The sequence below is a fragment of the Chryseobacterium populi genome, from assembly GCF_000282115.1.
Lineage (GTDB): Bacteria > Bacteroidota > Bacteroidia > Flavobacteriales > Weeksellaceae > Chryseobacterium > Chryseobacterium populi.
Map to the genome: position 1 here is coordinate 1 of NZ_AKJY01000012.1, position 17,188 is coordinate 17,188.

Consider the following 17,188-nt stretch of genomic DNA (forward strand, 5'->3'; position numbering starts at 1 on the left):
GGCTGCTTTGGTATCTACGGTGGCTTGCTCCGCCTTTCTTTCCCCTCCCACCATAATTCCGGTATAGAGTATCCGGCCTAGTTTATCATATTTGGTGAAAAACCATTGTCCTTTTTCTTTCAAATTGGTATCCCTGGTCATGACTACCCTGTCCTGTTTATCATATACGATATATTCCCAGCCTTTTCCGGGTAATTTTTTCTCCACCAACCTGTTTTGTCCGTCATATTTATATTGATAGCACAGGTCATTTAATACAGGAGAAGTCAGAGTTCCATTTACTGAAGCCAATGGTGGAACAACATACGCTAATTGGCCATACTCATTATAAGCATAATAAGTGTCTGCATTCTGGCTCCCGTTTTTCTTTCTTACCAATAGGGTTTGTCCCAATCCGTTTTTATATTCGGTGGTTATATTCCCGTCAGGATCTGTGGCAGAACTTTTAAGAAGCTGGCCTGCAGCATACGTTCCATTATAAGTAATTGTAGTGGAAGTTGCTCCGTCTATCCAGGTGGTAACGGCTGTTATCTTTTTTACTTCGTTTACTGTATTCGCTGAATAGGAGAGATCGAGAGGATGTGCCGACCATATATCTCCTGCAGGAATCATCTTTTTTAAAAGGCTTGCCGGTGAGCTTTCAAGAACTTTTTCAGCGTAGATTTTCTCGGATCCGTATACAGAGCCTGCATTAGCAAGCGGTGAAGTAAATATAGCGCCATTCTGTGTGGCCGCTTGTGGTACCGGAAGATAATCTTCGGTCTGTCTTCCGAACGGGTCATACTTTACATATTTTACAACATCCTTACCTGTGGGTGTTGCTTTTATATCAACAACCTGCTTTAATCTTCCCAGGCCATCAAAATATTGAACAGTTTCTATTTTTTTGATGCAGTCTGCATCAAGGCATGTTTTGTTGTACACATAATTTTCTGTAGTACTTGGAGCTGTTTGTGCATAGGATAAACCTCCCATAAACAACAAACTGAATATATTTAAAATTTTTCTCATGATTTTAGTGTTTATAGTTGTATCCGTTTTCTTTTAAAAGCTTACCGTTTATATCTTCCACTCTTTGTAATCTTCCGACAGTATCATATTTATATACTTCTCTTTGTCCGTTCGGAGAAATGGTTGAGGTAAGTCCTATTAAAGGATCATAGGTATAGGTGGTTACAGAATAATCTTTCATTGCCGCATCCTTTCTGAGGTTTTCGAGAGCTGTTATAAGTAAAGGCTCTTTGGTGGGATCTGCAGCATCATTATCGGAAGCTGTAATGGCAGCGGTAACTACAGATAACGATGCGATCTGGGCATAGGTAGCTCCCACAACCCTGGCTATAGGTTGAGTTTGATTATATCCGTAAATAATCGCGGTAGGAATACTGTTGGGAGAAACAATTTCTCTGGCATTACCTTTAGAGTCATAGCTGGAAATGGTAACTTTGGTAACCGCAGTCTGGCTGTTGAGGTCATAAGCCGTTACAGAAGAGGGATAAAGGTTTCCCGCATTGTCGTATTTTGTCTCAACTTTTCCGGTGAGTATACTGTTTACCATTGTTTCTGTTTCCAGAGGAACCTCAAGAATATTGGCAGTAATCAGTTTAGTATTGGAAAGATCTGAAGCATATTTAATGTTTTTTTCAGTAATGATCCCTTCCGGCGAAGTGTCTTTTATTTTGGACACGCCAAAGTTATAAGGACTGTATGAGGTTTCTGAAATGCTGGTAAGGCTGGTTGCATTATCAAAGAATGTCTTTGAGGTAATTTTTGCTGATTTTATCCATGCTGATATTGAATTGTACCCGGTACAGGTGGTGTACTCAGGAGCTCCGGTGATATTTTCCATGACGTATTCCGTTTCCCGGGATCCGGTCATTACGTTCAGTTTATTGAAATCTTCCTGTCTATATTGGAGCCCGGAAGAGGTAATATTATAATAAGGCTTTAAATTACCAACGTTTGGAAAATTTTCAGGCATTTTGAAATAATACTTTCCGTAGCCGATATTATTGGTTGTATCCCCGTAGACTTCCTTTACATTTTTATAAAGTATAACATCATTAATGATCTGGAAATCATCACTTCCACCACAGTTTTCGGATACATACCTGCCACCGCTTGAGTTATTGGCACTGTCAAACGAATTATAATCATAATTTGTTACCTTTTGAAGTACATCATTAAAATCAAAGTGTTTGATATTGGCGATTCTTACCCCTGCATCTAATGGAACTGCATTCCTGTAAGGAGCAGGTACTGATTTAATCATGGAATAGCCAATGGTTCCGTTGCCAAAACCTGTAATCTCCACCGTATAAGTACCTGTACTTACCGGATATTGTCCACAGGAGTTTGGATTAACAGTTGTAGTTCCTTTTTTCAACGTGAAAGTAATTACATGCTCCGGCTGATGAATGGAGTACTGATCATCGTAAACCTGATCGGTCAGCAAACCTATTGTTATCACTGTGGAAGAGGTGATCTGCAGGTTGTAAAGCTTGGTCTGGTTGGTATCAAAGGTTATCTCAGCCGGGCTGATATATTGAAGGTCAGGATAGGAAAAAACGGTGTTATTCACCTGGAGGTTGGTTCTGTCCTGATAATATTCATTGGCTTCAAAGTCATAAGTCGTATATCCGCCGCCAGGCAGTGTCATTTTTTTTAAAGTTCCCAAAGTATAGGTACGCGGGCTTTTTGCAAAAGGAGTACTGCTGCACTCAAAACCAAAATAACTGGAAATAGGGCTATAAGTTCCTGTGGTTGAGCCCTGCTCATCGTACGAAAAGTCTCTTGACTCTATAACCGCTGAATTTCTGTCAATCTTTTCCACCCTTGATAAAATCCTTTTGTTCTGGTTGACATTATCAATAGGAATATTAAACTGGGAATAAGTAAATTTATGTTTGGATATAAGCCTGTTTGATGTGTCAAATAGCGATACATCATTAATCGTATAGGGATCATTAGTTCCGCTATTTTCCTGAAGAGCGTTATAGAAGTTATTAAATTTCACTTTTCCGAAAGCGGTAGCGATTTCATTCACCTTACAGTTCTGGTATAGGAGAGTAGATGTTCCGTTTTTATATTTAGAATTTTTATCATAGGTAAAAGTAGCTACTTCAATATTGCTTTCATCCAGTATACGGGTCAGATAAAAAGATGATTTATAGTAGAACCCGGCTCCGAATAATGACTTGCTATAGTCGTTAAAAATATACTTAAACCCTTTCTGATCTTTTATGGTAAAAGAGCTTAAAACCAAAGTGGCATTATTGGCCTCCCTGGTATATTCAATTTTTACATTGGTTCCTGAAATATTGCTTACAGTAAAAGTATTATTAGTGATATCCCTGATAAACTTAAATTTTCCTGAGCTTCCCGGAATATTGTAATAATATATATCATCAAAGGTATTCTTAATATAACCTGATTTGGAAGCATCATCATAGATCTCATCCACCTCGCCATTAATCATCCTTGAGATCGTTCCGCCTCTTGTTAAAAGCCAGCCAAGGCCCACCTCACTTGCCACCTTATTAAACCCGGTATTATACACATGATAGCTTAATGCCACAGGAATATCCAGATTCTTATTACTTGTAGGTAAGCTGAATAACGGAAGGGAAATATCAGGTACACCGGTAGATAAAGAAACCGGTGCGTTAATATAAGACGTCATGGATGAAGCAGAAGGTACAGGTTCAGCACCATCTCCAAAATTCCGGTCTATCTGTGCACTTCCAAAATTGAATATCAAAATTGATAGTAAAAGTATTTTTTTCATCGTAGTTTATTTTTTAATCAATTTAGCATTAGCCGTTTTATTCGTATCTGTTTTCACCACCAGGTAAGCTCCCTGGTTCTTCCCTGAGAAATATTTTTCCCAGACTTTTTCACCTTGCTGATTGAGTTTAACCAGATGAAAATCGTAACCATTGTGTTGCTTGCTAGCTGAAGATCCGGAGTTGATAGAAGAATCACCCGTACCCTGAGGCTCCCGAAGGGTACCTGCCTGAATTGAACTCCCTGTAATTAAATACTGCTGATCTATTGTTGTGGTTACCTGGCTCAGGAAATCCTGGGTAGAAGATTTAATGTCTTTTTGCCATACCACATCCTGGGCAGACACACCCAAAACAGTGCACATTGTAAGTACACCCGTGTAGAGTTTTTTCATACCTTGTGTTAGTTATTATTTGTTTTTTAATTTGCTGCAAAAGTAGTTATTTTATTTCACGGTAAAAAGATGTATATGAAGGATTTAACACAAACTTTTTATCAGTGCAAATGTATCACCGCAAAGCGACAGAACTTGACGTGTTAGAATGAGTATATCATTAAAATTATTCAAATTCCTTATCTTTGCACCATGATACGTATTACAAAAATTTTTACATTCGAAACGGCACATGTACTGTATAATTATGATGGGAAATGTAAAAATATGCACGGACATTCCTATAAACTGTTTGTCACAGTAAAAGGAAAGCCTGTAAATGATCTGGAGAACCCTAAAAATGGGATGGTTGTAGATTTTGGAGATATTAAAAGTATTGTGAAATCAGAAATTGTTGATGTCTGGGATCATGCAGTTCTTATCAACGGGCTTTCTCCTCATAAAGAATTGGGTGAGAGTCTTGAAAATCAGGGGCACAAAGTGATTTATTGTACTTTTCAGCCGACCTGTGAAAATATGCTGTACGCGATTGCGGCCAAAATAAAATCTAAGCTTCCATCTGAAGTTTCCCTGGCGTATCTTAAGCTTCATGAGACGGAAAACTCTTATGGAGAGTGGTTTGCAGAAGATAATCAATAATTTTACCACGAAAAAATTCAACGGTGTTAAAAACAATCATCAATTTAGAACCTGGAAAAAAAGTGTATTTCGCTTCGGATCAGCATTTTGGCGCACCCGATCCTAAAGCGAGTAAAATACGTGAAGAAAAGTTTATCCATTGGATGGACGAGATAAAAGAAGATGCCCAGGTTTTATTTCTGATGGGTGACCTGTTTGATTTCTGGCATGAATGGAAATATGTAATCCCCAAAGGATATGTACGCGTTCTGGGAAAAATTGCAGAACTGAAAGACCGGGGTATTCATGTCTATTTCTTTGTCGGGAACCATGATCTATGGATGAAAGATTATCTGGAAGAGGAAATAGGCTGTACCGTTTTCTATAAAAAGCAATATTTTGAAATTGCCGGAAAACAGTTTTTACTGGCACATGGAGATGGTTTGGGGCCTGGTGACAAAGGATATAAAAGAATGAAAAAGCTGTTTACCAATCCCATTGCACAATGGGCATTTAAATGGCTGCATCCGGATATTGCCATGAAAATTGCACTGTATCTTTCCCAGAAAAATAAAATGATCTCCGGGGAAGAAGACAAAGCTTTTTTAGGTGAGGATAAAGAATTTCTGGTTATTTATTCAAAAGAAAAACTCAAAACCGAAAAGATCGATTATTTTATTTACGGGCATCGCCATCTTCCTATGGTTCTGAGCCTGGAGCAAAATGCAAAATACATCAATCTCGGAGACTGGATCTCCTATTTTACCTATGGCGTTTTTGAGAAAGACTTTGAATTAAAGACTTTTAGGGAACTGACAAAAAAAATTACCCCTAAAAAGAGGTAATTTCCGAATGAATAAATTCATTCTCGTTTTTAATCCATATTCCGGAAACATCATTGCAAGAATCTGACCAAAAATTTAAATTAAGATTAAAAAAATATTAAAAATCATATGTTTTTTTATAATGAGTTTAAAATGAGGTCCTAAGAAATAAAAAACATTGAAAGATATATTCAACATACAGACCGAACAGGATTTCCTGAATGCATCATTGGCAACATTTCGTTATCAGTATGAAAATGTTGAGATATACAGGAAGTTCGTAGATTATCTTAAGATCAATCCTGAAGAAGTGAATGAGCTGCCAAAAATTCCTTTTCTGCCGATAGAGATGTTTAAAAACCACCAGATTCTGGATAAGAAAGTATCTGCTGATCTCTATTTTCAAAGTTCAGGAACCACACAGATGAATTTATCAAAGCATTTTATTGCAGATGAAAACATTTACCGTGAAAGTATTTACAAAAGCTTTGAACAGTTTATAGGAAAGCCTGAAGACTTTATTTTTCTCGGTCTTCTGCCAAGCTACCTTGAAAAGCAAAATTCTTCCCTGATTTATATGGTGGATTATTTAATGCAAAAATCTGCAAAGCCCGAAAACGGATATTTCCTTTATAATCATTCGGAATTATTTGATCTTTTAAATACCGTGAAAAATAAAAAAGTAATTCTTTTCGGAGTTTCTTTTGCCCTTTTAGATTTTCTGGATTATTGCCACGCTAAACATAGCAATGAACCCCTGAACTCTTCTGAAAATTTAACAGTTATTGAAACCGGTGGAATGAAAGGGAGAAAAGAAGAAATGACAAAAGATGAGCTGCTGAAAATTTTACAGGAAGGTTTTAAAACAGAAAAAATATTTTCAGAATATTCAATGACGGAATTGCTTTCACAGGCGTATTCACTGGGAAATAACGAATATGACTGCCCAAACTGGATGCGCATACTCATAAGAAATACAGAAGACCCGTTTACTTATGAGAAAGAGGGGAGAACCGGAGCGGTAAATATCATTGATCTTGCAAATATCCATTCCTGTTCTTTTATTGCAACTCAGGATCTGGGGAAAACCTTACCTGATGGCAGATTTCAGGTATTGGGGAGGATAGACCATTCTGATATCCGTGGATGCAGCCTGTTGGTGAGTTAAGAGTTATGAGTTAAGAGTTAAGAGTTAAGAGTTTCAGGATTGATTTAACTTTTTTTTGGCAAACTCATGATTTAAACTCAAAACTTAGATTTTGAATCTTTCAAAGAAATATGTTAAAAATAGAAGAACTTGTTCATGCATATATTCATTCTCATTGTGATTTTGAGAAAGAAATTGTTCTTACCAATCATTTTCATTCCGATTGGGAAGCTGATGTGCTGGTTATTGATGCGGCAGGTTCCAGCCATGAAATTGAAATCAAACTTTCAAAAAGTGATTTTAAAAACGATTTCAAAAAATCTTATATCAATACCAATACAGGCGAAAAATTTTTAAAACATGATAAGATTTCCTGTGGCGATTATGTATGTAATGCATTCAGCTTTCTCCTTCCGATGGGGATGATCGGGCATTCTGTGATCCCGGAACATTGCGGAATTATTGAATTTTATCATAATGAAGATAATTGGACCACCGAATTCTACCTGATCCGCCAGCCTAAAAAAGTGCATGAAGATTCTTACTGGAAGCTGAATGATAAAGACCTTTTTATCCGGAAAATGGCGCTGAATCTAATTCAGCGGAAAATGGAAGTCAAAGGAAAATACGAAGAGCTTATTTTTAAAAATCCTTTTGATATAAAAAAATTAAGGTAAACAGGTTCTCTCTTTCTGTTTTCTGGTAAAAATAAAAAACTATCTCAAATGAGATAGTTGATGGTAATATTTATTGGAAATAAATTTATGCTGTTTCTTCGTTCTGATCTTTCTGAAGTAAGAATTTATAAACTAATCCGCCAACAACTCCACCAAGAATCGGGGCTGCCCAGAACAGCCAAAGCTGTGACATGGCAAGGCCACCTACGAAAACAGCCTGAGATAAAGATCTGGCAGGATTTACAGAAGTATTGGTAATAGGAATTGAAATTAAATGGATCAGTGTTAAAGCTAAACCGATAGCAATGCCTGCAAACTTTCCGTTTGCCCATCTGTCGGTTGCTCCCATAATAACGATCAGGAAAAATGCAGTTAACAGGAATTCTGTCAGAAATGCGGCTCCCATGCTGAATGCTTTACCATTGTAAACCGCTTCTGCATAAAAATTGGATGCAAAATCTCCGGGTTTTGTAAAGCTGGTTGCTCCGGCCCCGTTCAGAATGACATACAAGCAGCCGGCTGCAATGATTGCCCCGATACACTGTGCAACAATGTAAGGGATAAGATCTTTTGCAGGAAATCTTCCACCTGCTACAAGGCCAACAGAAACTGCAGGATTGAAATGCCCGCCTGAAATATGCCCTACAGCATATGCCATCGTAAGTACAGTGAGCCCGAAAGCTAATGCTACTCCAACGAGTCCGATTCCGATGTCGGGAACTCCGGCGGCAAAAATTGCGCTTCCACAGCCACCGAAAACAAGCCAAAAAGTGCCGAAAAATTCAGCAAATAGTTTTTTTATCATAATGTTCATTTTTTATAGTTAACCAAATTTAACTTTTAAATTTCGAATATAAAAGTTAAATTTTTAATATAATCATGGAAAAAGATAGTCCTGAATGTGATTTTGGTGAAAGTTTGTGTGATTTTGTTGTAAAATGTATTTTAACTACATTGGTATTATAGTTGAATTGTATACCATAAATGTTTATTTTTCGTTTAAAAAAATTAAAAAAACATCCGAATGAAAAAGTTTCTGTGTGTGATTTTTATGTCTTTTATTTTTAGTTTTTATTATTCCCAGGCGACAAAGAAAGCTTTTCCCTGCTATGATCTTACGGAGGTTTTGAAAGTGGAGCCTACACCTCTTTATAAGCCTCATCTGGATGCTTCGAAAAGTTTCGGGGTGAAATTGCTCAAGGATACGAAAACCGTTCAGAAATATATCAACAACGGAAAATTTCATAAAATAAAAAAAACAGGAAAGGGTTACCGGATACAAAAACTGGATTATAGCAGGGCATATATGGTTTCCAAGGCTAAAATTACCCTTGAAAAAATGGGAGCCAGATTCAGCAAGGAAACAAAGGGGCGTACCTTTACGGTTTCATCTATGACAAGAACCCTTGAAGACCAGTGCAGATTGAGAAGAGTAAACTCCAACGCATCTTTGGGAATAAGCTCTCACAATTATGGAAATTCTTTTGATATTTCTTATGTACGCTTTAACAATGTTTTAAAATACAACCCTAAAATGGAAGCTGCCCTTGAAAAAGTGTTGCGGTATTATGCTAATGCAGGCAGAATCTATTATATCAAAGAAAAACAACAGAGCTGTTACCATATCACGGTGAGGAATTATTAATTTCCTGTTCATATTTCACCTCACTGGTATTTTGAATATTACCCTGAATTGATAATGTGAATGGAAATAATAGCACAAGTTTTATTTACATTTGAAAAATATTAATTAATCTTCAATTATAAGTGAGATATTTGCATAAGTAGTTTAGTTTGTATAATTTTATGCGACAAAAAACTAAGTACTATGACAATTTTTAACAGAGATGCATACACCGCTGCAATAGCCGAATGGAATACTTGTTTGCAGAATTATTCAACAATACAGAAGCTAATCCCCCCCAACTATATTTTTAATCTTTCACTTGACCAGATCGGCTGGGTGAAAAAAAATAATATGTATAGTGATTTCTGTGTAGATATGGGAGTTTATAATAATCAGCTGGTTATGATTCTTTGCCCGCTTGATGCCAACGGACAGAAAATTGCGGTGACTGAATATCCTTATAGTGTACTTTCAGAACTGACAAGTGATTTATGCCTTGTGGAAACACAGGAATATACCATTGTTAAAAACGCAGTTCTTTCTAAAGATCTACGTAAGGTTGATGACTCTTCCGATATGTATTTTCCTGTAGCCAATATGCCTTTAATGGAACAGGACAAAGCCGTAGCGGCTATCGAATTATGGAGAAATGAAGGATCTATCTGGTTTTACAGAGAATGCAATGAGTTTAAAGGAGAAAGGATCTTTAAATCATTCTACGTACCTTCTGCAAACCTTACCCCACCGAAAGCAGGGCTTAGCAGATTTGTATGCTCATTTGGGCTTAAGTTTTCCGAGATTTATCAGAGAACTCTGGTAACAATGATTTTTATCTCTTTTTATGATAATTTGACAAACGACAATGGAAGTGTAAGCGTAGAGGTCATCTCAAATACTTACGACTGGTCGAGACCTTGTCCTCCTATCTGTCAATTATAAAATATTAAATGCACAGCTATTTTATCATTACATGGGGAATCACCAATATTCTTCTTCTTATTTCTTTTATTTCCGGGATTTTTAAATATCCTGTTTTAAGGAAAGAAGAAAGGCAATATGTATATTATCTTGGTTTTCTTTTACTGATAGAGGCAGCTACCAATTTTCTGACGCTTGTTCTCCATTTTAAAGATACTTCGTTTTTGTATCCGATATATATAGCAGGTGAATTTTTTGTTTTAGTGAGCTTGTTCATCAGAAAACTGAATTTATCAAATTTCTGGTTTATTCCGGTTGTGATATTAACGTTTGGGTTTCTGATTATCAATAAATTTTATATTACCTATTTTAATAATGATATTGGAAAAGTAACCTCCAATATCATTATTATCTGTTTTGCAGGAGTGGCATTGCTACAACAGATTAAGAATAATATAAGCATCAACAGGTTTACGCTTGTTGACGCCTGTATTTTTTTCTATTATTCGGTTTCTGTTTTTATCTTTATCATTCAGCACCAGATTGCATCTTTATCAGAAGATAATTATTACACGATTTTAGGAACTAATAATATCCTGTCGAGTATTTTATACGGTTCATTTATATATACCTTTATCAAATTAAAGAAATAACATTAAATATTGATTATCTGATACTTGTAATTGTTACTGTAGCAATTATTGTATTGTTTTTTTTACTGGCATATAAAGCTTTTGTAGACAGGATTGTTAAAGAAAAAAAAGCCCAGTATGAAGCAGAGGTGCTTCATCAGAAAAAACTGGTGCTGGAAAGCATTAAAGCCCAGGAAGAAGAGCGCAAACGTATTGCCGTGATGATTCATGATGATATCGGAAACCGGCTCAATATACTTTCTCTCTGGCTTAATAACCTGGATACTAAAGGCGATGAGCTGATTAAAAGGAATATTTATAACCAGATGTCTGCCCTGATAGATTCTGCAAGGAATATTTCCCATTCATTATATCCCGTGAATCTTGAATCGGTAGGTTTGGTACTGTATATAGAAGAATTAATTGTCAACCTCGCGCACAAAATCAATATTTCATTGTATGTGGCTCCCGATTATCAGAAAAAAGATAACTTTATAGAAGTTCAGCTGTACAGGATTATTCAGGAGTTTACAACCAATGTGATCAAACATTCCTCAGCCACGGATATCTGGATTTATATCAAAGATTATCCGGATAGCATGGCAGTAGTGATTACAGATAACGGGCAGGGTTTTGATTATGAAGCAGTGAAAAAAGGAATGGGAATTAAAAATATAGAATCCAGAATCAAATCCATGAACGCGGTCCATAAGTGGAAAAATACCTTAAATAAAAGAAGCCGTTTAATTATTAAAATTCCATACAATAATGAACTCTCAAATCAAATTGGCCTTAATCGATGATGAGCAATTAATCCTCGAAGGAGTAAAATTATTATTGTCTAATGAAAAAAATATATCCGTATGCCTGACTGCAGGAAACGGGCAGGATTTTATCGATAACCTTACCACTCTTCCTTCTGCAAGTTTTCCGGATATTGCTCTAGTTGATGTACAGATGCAGCCGATGAACGGTTTTGAACTGGTGGAAATCCTTAAAGAAAAATATCCCGATCTCAAAATCATTATACTTTCTTCCCATTATAAAAGCTCCATTCTTGGGTACATGGTGAAGCTCGGAGTTTCTGCCTTTCTGCCAAAGAATTCGGATAAAAAAACCTTTATAGAGGCTATTACAACAGTTTCTAAAAACGGCGTTTTCTTTACTGCGGAAGACCATCAGATGCTTTTTTCCTATATGAACAGCTCCAGCAAGAAAAAATCTTTATTCGAAATGGAAGACGAGCTTTCCGAGCGTGAAAAAGATGTAGTGAAGCTTATCTGTCAGGAATATACCAATAATGAGATCGCGGAGAAACTATTCATCAGTCCCCGAACGGTAGAAAGTCACCGGCAGCGGATTCTTGAGAAAATCGGAGCCAAAAATACAGTCGGTATGGTGATTTATGCCATTATAAACAATATTTTTTCACTGGAAAGAATTTGATTCCGTAGAAATACGGATTTTTTTATTTGGTACTTTTTACTCTAGTATCCCCATTCTTTCTGTCCTTACTTTGAAAGACTCATTAAGGAGCCATTCGTAAGTAAGAAAAATAATAGTAAACCTTTTGGATTGCCTGTTAAAACAGAAATAATGGAAAATAATAATATCGTATCTGTCGGAATTTTTTTCGATGGAACCGGAAATAATGGGATCAATGCCAACTCATCCCAGAAGCCTTTAAGTAATAATGAAAGTTATTATAGCAGCAGTACCAATATCTATAAGCTTTTTAATTTATTCCAGGGAAAAGAAAAAATATATATTGAAGGCATCGGCACATTAACGGGAGCTGAAGACAGTAATTTTGCCATGGCTACCTGTAAAAACCCTTTAGGATATATAGGATATTCTTCTGATGATAAACTGTTCAGAGCCTATAACTTTATACAGGAGAAAATGCTTGACAGAAGCAAAGAATATCATTTTTATATTTATGGATTCAGCAGGGGAGCTATGCTGGCAAGAAACCTGTGTTATGAATTATTAAAACCGGATTCAAAGATATTGGGTAATGTAAAAGTGAAGTTTCTCGGAGTTTTTGATACGGTAGAGTCTACTCCGTTCAATAATTATAAGGTAAATCTGCTGCCCAACGTAGAGAATGCTCTCCATATTTGTGCCGTGAATGAATGCCGGTATTTTTTTCCTCTTACAGGTTTTTTTGGAGATTCTGAAAATATGGATGACACCAATACAAAAGTGGGAACATCTATGTGGAAAGAAATTTTTGTCCCCGGCTCCCATGCCGATATAGGTGGCGGATATCTGACAAGCTCACAATCAGTATATGTTTCACCCAACTTTACACAAGTGAAGGATGTGGAAACTTATATTGCCAATGTAAGAAACACAATGAGAGACTCTGAATCAAATAAAATCTGGAATAGCCTTCTGGAAAAATATAAGATCGATTCGGGACATGTTTTTTCACAGGCGTATGTTGCCAGAAGCATGGTGTACAATGATCTTTCAAAAGTCTATGGAAAACTTATGCTTATTCAAACTAATGCTGTGACCCCAATTTTCAGTACAGAATTTTCTGCACATGATTTTGAAATTGATCCTTTAAAACATCCGTTTCTTATTACCTTTTCTGATGAACTGGAGAAATATGTTCCCACTGTTATTCCCGAGAAAAAACCGGATTATAATTACGAACAGTTTGTACAGTATACCCATATTTCTGCCAATTTTGGATTATATCAGAACCGGATTTTGCAGAAATCTCAAAACGGTATAGATGCAGAACTGATCAACAACGGAATGAATATCCCAAGTCATGCGACGGTAGATACAATTCATCCGAGGTTTAAATCCGAGATTCATCTTTTGGAAGATGGCTCTGTGACGGATTTTGCGTATGGTGCTAATGTTCCGAATAATGATATTTGGGCCCGCTCAATTTTGATTAAATAGACTTACATATTTTATGTTGGTATTTTTTCAGTTTTAAATTTAGGTAGGAGAGCTTCTCAAAATGAGAAGCTTTTTTATTTATTATTATTGAGTGTTTTATAATGTTTTTATATGAATTTTTTCACATTACGTGGAAATACGGATTTTTTTATTTGGTGTTTTTTACTGTAGTTTTTTTTCTTTTATCATCGTTACTTTGACTTGTTCATTACTCATAGAAGCTTCTTATCTTATGAACTAAAACTGCAACGATTTACTTCAAATCAGTGAAAACTTCCAACAGGAATTAATACTGATTCAAATGATATCGAAGAGGATAATCAGATAAAGATTGATCATAAAAATTTAAGTAAACAAATCAAAAAATATTAAGTCATGGAATACAGAGATAATGAAGTTATTTTCGCATCAACTTCAAACAAATTAGTAAAAGGTTCTTTCACAGTAAGTCAGTTTTCCGTTACAGACGGTCAGGACCCTAAAGGACATATTTATGCAGGATTTACGGCAAGCTGTGGCAGCGACGGGAAATTTTCCTTCTCTATCGGACGAAAAGGTTCCAAAACTGTAGCCGATTGGTTCTCAGCAAGAGTGCCGGGTAATAAAACCACATTCAATCATAAGCCTGATGAACTGAATTTTGCAATGATCGGGACCCTGGTTCTGGAATTTTCCAATGCTGTATGCACATTTTATAATGTGGCTCTGGCACAGGGCCACGCCGGGGCAAGCAATAACTGGTGGTTTGGCGGGCAGCAGGCGATGTATAATGGCAGTGATTCCGTCATCTACGGTGCTTTGAGCAACGGCCTGGTTCAGCTGGTATCCTTTCAGAGAGGCGGAAATGATGTTAATGAGGTGAAAGTAGCTCCCAGAACTTTTTAAGGTTACTTTTTTTATCATATTTCAATATTTACCAGGTGTGAAGAAGCTGCTCATTGGGGCAGTTTTTTTTATTTCCGGGATATTCATTTCTTTTTCCGTATTTTTGCACCCGAAAAATATTCAGTATTAATTCTTAATTATATCATTAAATGCTTTCGGTTCAAGGTTTAGGATTACATCATTCGGGAAACTATTTGTTTCAAAATGTGAATTTCACCATTAAAAAGGATGATAAAATCGGTTTGGTAGGTAAAAATGGGGCGGGAAAATCCACTTTATTAAAAATGCTTTCAGGAGAAATCAATTTCTTTGAAGGAAATGTAGTGGCTGAAGGAAATGCTACCATCGGTTTCCTGAAACAGGATCTTGATTTTGTGAAAGGAAGAACCGTCTGGGCTGAAACCATGCAGGCTTTTGAGCAGATTAATGCATGGAAAAATGAGCTGGAAGAAGTGAATCATCAGATGACGGTAAGAACTGACTATGAAAGTGATTCTTATACGGATTTGATTAATAAAATGACAGAGCTGAATGATCTTTTAATGAACCATGATGCCTACAATCTGGAAGGGGACATGGAAAAAGTCTTGTTTGGCTTAGGTTTCAAAGCAGACGATTTTCAGAAAATCACGGATGAATTTTCCGGAGGGTGGAGAATGAGAATCGAGCTTGCAAAACTGCTTCTTCAGAAAAATGATATCATGCTTCTCGATGAGCCGACCAATCACCTGGATATGGAATCCATCATCTGGCTGGAAAACTTCTTGAAAGATTATCCGGGAGCAATTGTTTTGGTAAGCCACGATAAACAGTTTATGACAGCCGTTTGTAACCGTACTTTTGATATCAATAATAAGAAAGTTGACGATTATAAAGCCAATTATTCCAAATATCTGGTGATGCGTGAAGACCGCCGTGAAAAGCTGATTCAGGCAAAAAAGAACCAGGATGCGGAGATCAAGCAAATGGAAGACAATATTAATAAGTTCCGGGCAAGTGCTACAAAAGCATCTTTTGCACAGTCTCTTATTAAAAAATTAGATAAAATAGAGCGTATTGAAGTTGATAACGAAGACGTTTCAAAATTCAATATCCGTTTCGTACAATCTATGGTTCCCGGAAAAGTCATCTTTGAAGCTGAAAATTTAGGAAAAGCATACGGAAAGAAACAGATTTTTGATGATGTGGATTTCATTGTTCAGAGAGGAGACAGAATTGCTCTTTTGGGGCAAAACGGACAAGGGAAAACAACTTTAGCCAAAATCCTTGCCGGAGATATCAAAGATTATTCAGGCTCATGGAATCTAGGGCATAACGTTAATATCGGATACTTTGCCCAGAATCAGGAAGAGGTTTTAACCCCGAATAAAACAGTTCTGGAAGAAGCGGAAGATGCTGCAACAGAAGAAACGAGACCGAGGGTAAGAGATTTATTAGGATCATTCTTATTTCAGGGTGAAGCGGTTTCCAAAAAAACAAAAGTACTTTCCGGGGGTGAAAGAAACCGTCTGGCACTTTGTAAATTGTTGCTGCGTCCTTTCAACACGTTGATCATGGATGAGCCTACCAATCACCTGGATATTCAGTCTAAGGAAATTATTAAGCTGGCACTTCAGAATTTTGAAGGAACATTAATTGTAATTTCTCACGACAGGGAGTTCCTGCAGGGGCTTTGTGATAAAATTTATGAATTCCGTGACGGGAAGATGAAAGAATTCCTGGGAGATATTAATGAATATCTGGAATACAGACAAAAAGAAACCATCAGGGAGATTTCTGCGGAAAAAGCAAAACTTCACCATGAAGATATCAAAGTTGAAGTTAAAAAAGTAGAAGCCGTTGCGCCAAAACCCCAGGCACAAACCCATATTGTTTCCAAAGAACAAAAGAATATTCAGAATAAACTGAAGAAAGTGGAAGAGAAAATTTCTGAGCTTGAAACTAAAGTTGAAGAAATGGAAGCCTCTTTCACCAAAGAAAACCCCTCTGATGAAACCCTTGAAAAATATAATAAAACCAAGGAAGAGCTGGAGCTGGCTTTACAGGAATGGGAATATCTCGGCACTCAGCTTGAGTAAGTTAGAGATTAACCGGAAATGAGCTCTCCCTTTCAAATAACAAAGGTATTGTAACAAACCTTCAATGCCTTCGACGTATATCAAACGTTTCATTGAGTGTATTTTAATAAAACTTTAATGGAACTATTCAATTATTATTTCTATTTTTGAACCATGATTCTGAAAGAAAGCAGACAATTCAAGAATTTTATTTCCGGACTTTTGTTTGGAATATACTTTCTTGCACTGTTTTTTCAGAATTTTCACAGCCACAGTTCTGAAGATGTTTTTAAAAGTTTTAATTTTAAGAAATCGGAAAATATCATTTCAAAAAATATGGCCAAAGAAAAAGCCGGCGACTGTCTCGCTTGTCATTTTATGGCTACAGGACATACCCTGGTTCCTGAAGACTTTCATTTTTCTTTTGAAGCTTATACCCATGAAGTAAAGCAGACGATTGCTGTTCAGGAGAAAATATGGTCTCAGACTAAATTCACCTTTCAGCTTCGGGGCCCGCCCGCAATTTCATAATTTATAGATCTATTTACCGGATTTGTCTTACATTTTAAGACTTAAAATTGTTTCTTAATGGGGAAAATCCAATCATTAAGGCATCTTAAGCTGTTAAGAATAATAAGACTGAATGCATTTGTAGAATTGTAGTTTACATTATACATTTTACGTTGTACAAACTATTCCGG

Annotated in this window: 17 protein-coding genes; 13 read left to right on the forward strand and 4 right to left on the reverse strand. The window is 36.4% G+C overall.

What is annotated here, in order from left to right; genetic code table 11:
- The 3 genes from PMI13_RS03215 to PMI13_RS03225 form a co-directional block, all read right to left on the reverse strand.
- On the reverse strand, positions 1 to 1,011 hold a 1,011-nt coding region (locus PMI13_RS03215), incomplete at its 3' end, for a DUF6443 domain-containing protein (protein ID WP_007840661.1).
- Between the two features lie 4 nt (positions 1,012 to 1,015).
- Entirely contained in the window at positions 1,016 to 3,787 is a 2,772-nt protein-coding gene (locus PMI13_RS03220) for a hypothetical protein (RefSeq protein WP_007840663.1), read from the reverse strand.
- 6 nt (positions 3,788 to 3,793) lie between these two features.
- Positions 3,794 to 4,180, reverse strand: a complete 387-nt coding sequence (locus tag PMI13_RS03225; RefSeq protein ID WP_007840665.1) for a hypothetical protein — start codon at positions 4,178 to 4,180, stop codon at positions 3,794 to 3,796.
- A 192-nt stretch (positions 4,181 to 4,372) separates the two neighbouring features.
- Between PMI13_RS03225 and PMI13_RS03230 the strand changes: the two genes are divergently transcribed.
- The 4 genes from PMI13_RS03230 (at position 4,373) to PMI13_RS03245 (ending at position 7,446) form a co-directional block, all read left to right on the forward strand.
- Positions 4,373 to 4,819: a 6-pyruvoyl trahydropterin synthase family protein gene (locus tag PMI13_RS03230; RefSeq protein WP_007840666.1), complete on the forward strand. Its 447-nt coding sequence runs from the start codon at positions 4,373 to 4,375 to the stop codon at positions 4,817 to 4,819.
- Between the two features lie 23 nt (positions 4,820 to 4,842).
- Positions 4,843 to 5,643 carry a UDP-2,3-diacylglucosamine diphosphatase gene (locus PMI13_RS03235; RefSeq protein ID WP_007840668.1) on the forward strand — a complete coding sequence of 267 codons (801 nt, stop codon included), beginning with the start codon at positions 4,843 to 4,845 and terminating at the stop codon, positions 5,641 to 5,643.
- 157 nt (positions 5,644 to 5,800) lie between these two features.
- On the forward strand, positions 5,801 to 6,790 hold the full coding sequence (locus PMI13_RS03240; protein WP_007840670.1) for a LuxE/PaaK family acyltransferase: 990 nt from the start codon (positions 5,801 to 5,803) through the stop codon (positions 6,788 to 6,790).
- A 110-nt stretch (positions 6,791 to 6,900) separates the two neighbouring features.
- Positions 6,901 to 7,446 (forward strand): hypothetical protein, encoded by a 546-nt coding sequence (locus PMI13_RS03245; protein ID WP_007840672.1) that lies wholly within the window; start codon positions 6,901 to 6,903, stop codon positions 7,444 to 7,446.
- 85 nt (positions 7,447 to 7,531) lie between these two features.
- Here the strand turns inward: PMI13_RS03245 and aqpZ are convergent, their stop codons facing one another.
- Complete coding sequence (aqpZ, locus tag PMI13_RS03250) at positions 7,532 to 8,248, reverse strand: aquaporin Z (RefSeq protein ID WP_034669396.1); 717 nt, start codon at positions 8,246 to 8,248, stop codon at positions 7,532 to 7,534.
- Between the two features lie 222 nt (positions 8,249 to 8,470).
- On the opposite strand from aqpZ, the gene PMI13_RS03255 reads away from it, so the two are divergent.
- The 9 genes from PMI13_RS03255 (at position 8,471) to PMI13_RS21490 (ending at position 17,018) form a co-directional block, all read left to right on the forward strand.
- Complete coding sequence (locus PMI13_RS03255; RefSeq protein WP_007840676.1) at positions 8,471 to 9,091, forward strand: DUF5715 family protein; 621 nt, start codon at positions 8,471 to 8,473, stop codon at positions 9,089 to 9,091.
- Positions 9,092 to 9,274: 183 nt separating this feature from the next.
- Positions 9,275 to 10,012 carry a hypothetical protein gene (locus PMI13_RS03260; RefSeq protein ID WP_007840679.1) on the forward strand — a complete coding sequence of 246 codons (738 nt, stop codon included), beginning with the start codon at positions 9,275 to 9,277 and terminating at the stop codon, positions 10,010 to 10,012.
- 8 nt (positions 10,013 to 10,020) lie between these two features.
- A complete protein-coding gene (locus PMI13_RS03265; RefSeq protein WP_007840681.1) occupies positions 10,021 to 10,644 on the forward strand; it encodes a hypothetical protein in 624 nt (207 codons plus the stop codon).
- A 53-nt stretch (positions 10,645 to 10,697) separates the two neighbouring features.
- Positions 10,698 to 11,426 carry a sensor histidine kinase gene (locus PMI13_RS03270; RefSeq protein ID WP_007840683.1) on the forward strand — a complete coding sequence of 243 codons (729 nt, stop codon included), beginning with the start codon at positions 10,698 to 10,700 and terminating at the stop codon, positions 11,424 to 11,426.
- Positions 11,392 to 12,069: a response regulator transcription factor gene (locus tag PMI13_RS03275; RefSeq protein ID WP_007840685.1), complete on the forward strand. Its 678-nt coding sequence runs from the start codon at positions 11,392 to 11,394 to the stop codon at positions 12,067 to 12,069. The genes PMI13_RS03270 and PMI13_RS03275 overlap by 35 nt, the downstream gene beginning before the upstream one ends.
- Before the next feature lie 150 nt (positions 12,070 to 12,219).
- Positions 12,220 to 13,545 carry a T6SS phospholipase effector Tle1-like catalytic domain-containing protein gene (locus PMI13_RS03280; protein WP_007840687.1) on the forward strand — a complete coding sequence of 442 codons (1,326 nt, stop codon included), beginning with the start codon at positions 12,220 to 12,222 and terminating at the stop codon, positions 13,543 to 13,545.
- 375 nt (positions 13,546 to 13,920) lie between these two features.
- On the forward strand, positions 13,921 to 14,430 hold the full coding sequence (locus tag PMI13_RS20535; RefSeq protein ID WP_007840688.1) for a hypothetical protein: 510 nt from the start codon (positions 13,921 to 13,923) through the stop codon (positions 14,428 to 14,430).
- Between the two features lie 149 nt (positions 14,431 to 14,579).
- The gene (locus tag PMI13_RS03290; RefSeq protein WP_007840690.1) at positions 14,580 to 16,508 is read left to right on the forward strand and encodes an ABC-F family ATP-binding cassette domain-containing protein; all 1,929 of its coding nucleotides are present in this window, start codon (positions 14,580 to 14,582) and stop codon (positions 16,506 to 16,508) included.
- A 315-nt stretch (positions 16,509 to 16,823) separates the two neighbouring features.
- On the forward strand, positions 16,824 to 17,018 hold the full coding sequence (locus tag PMI13_RS21490) for a hypothetical protein (RefSeq protein WP_238536271.1): 195 nt from the start codon (positions 16,824 to 16,826) through the stop codon (positions 17,016 to 17,018).
- The last annotated feature ends 170 nt before the right edge of the window (positions 17,019 to 17,188 follow it).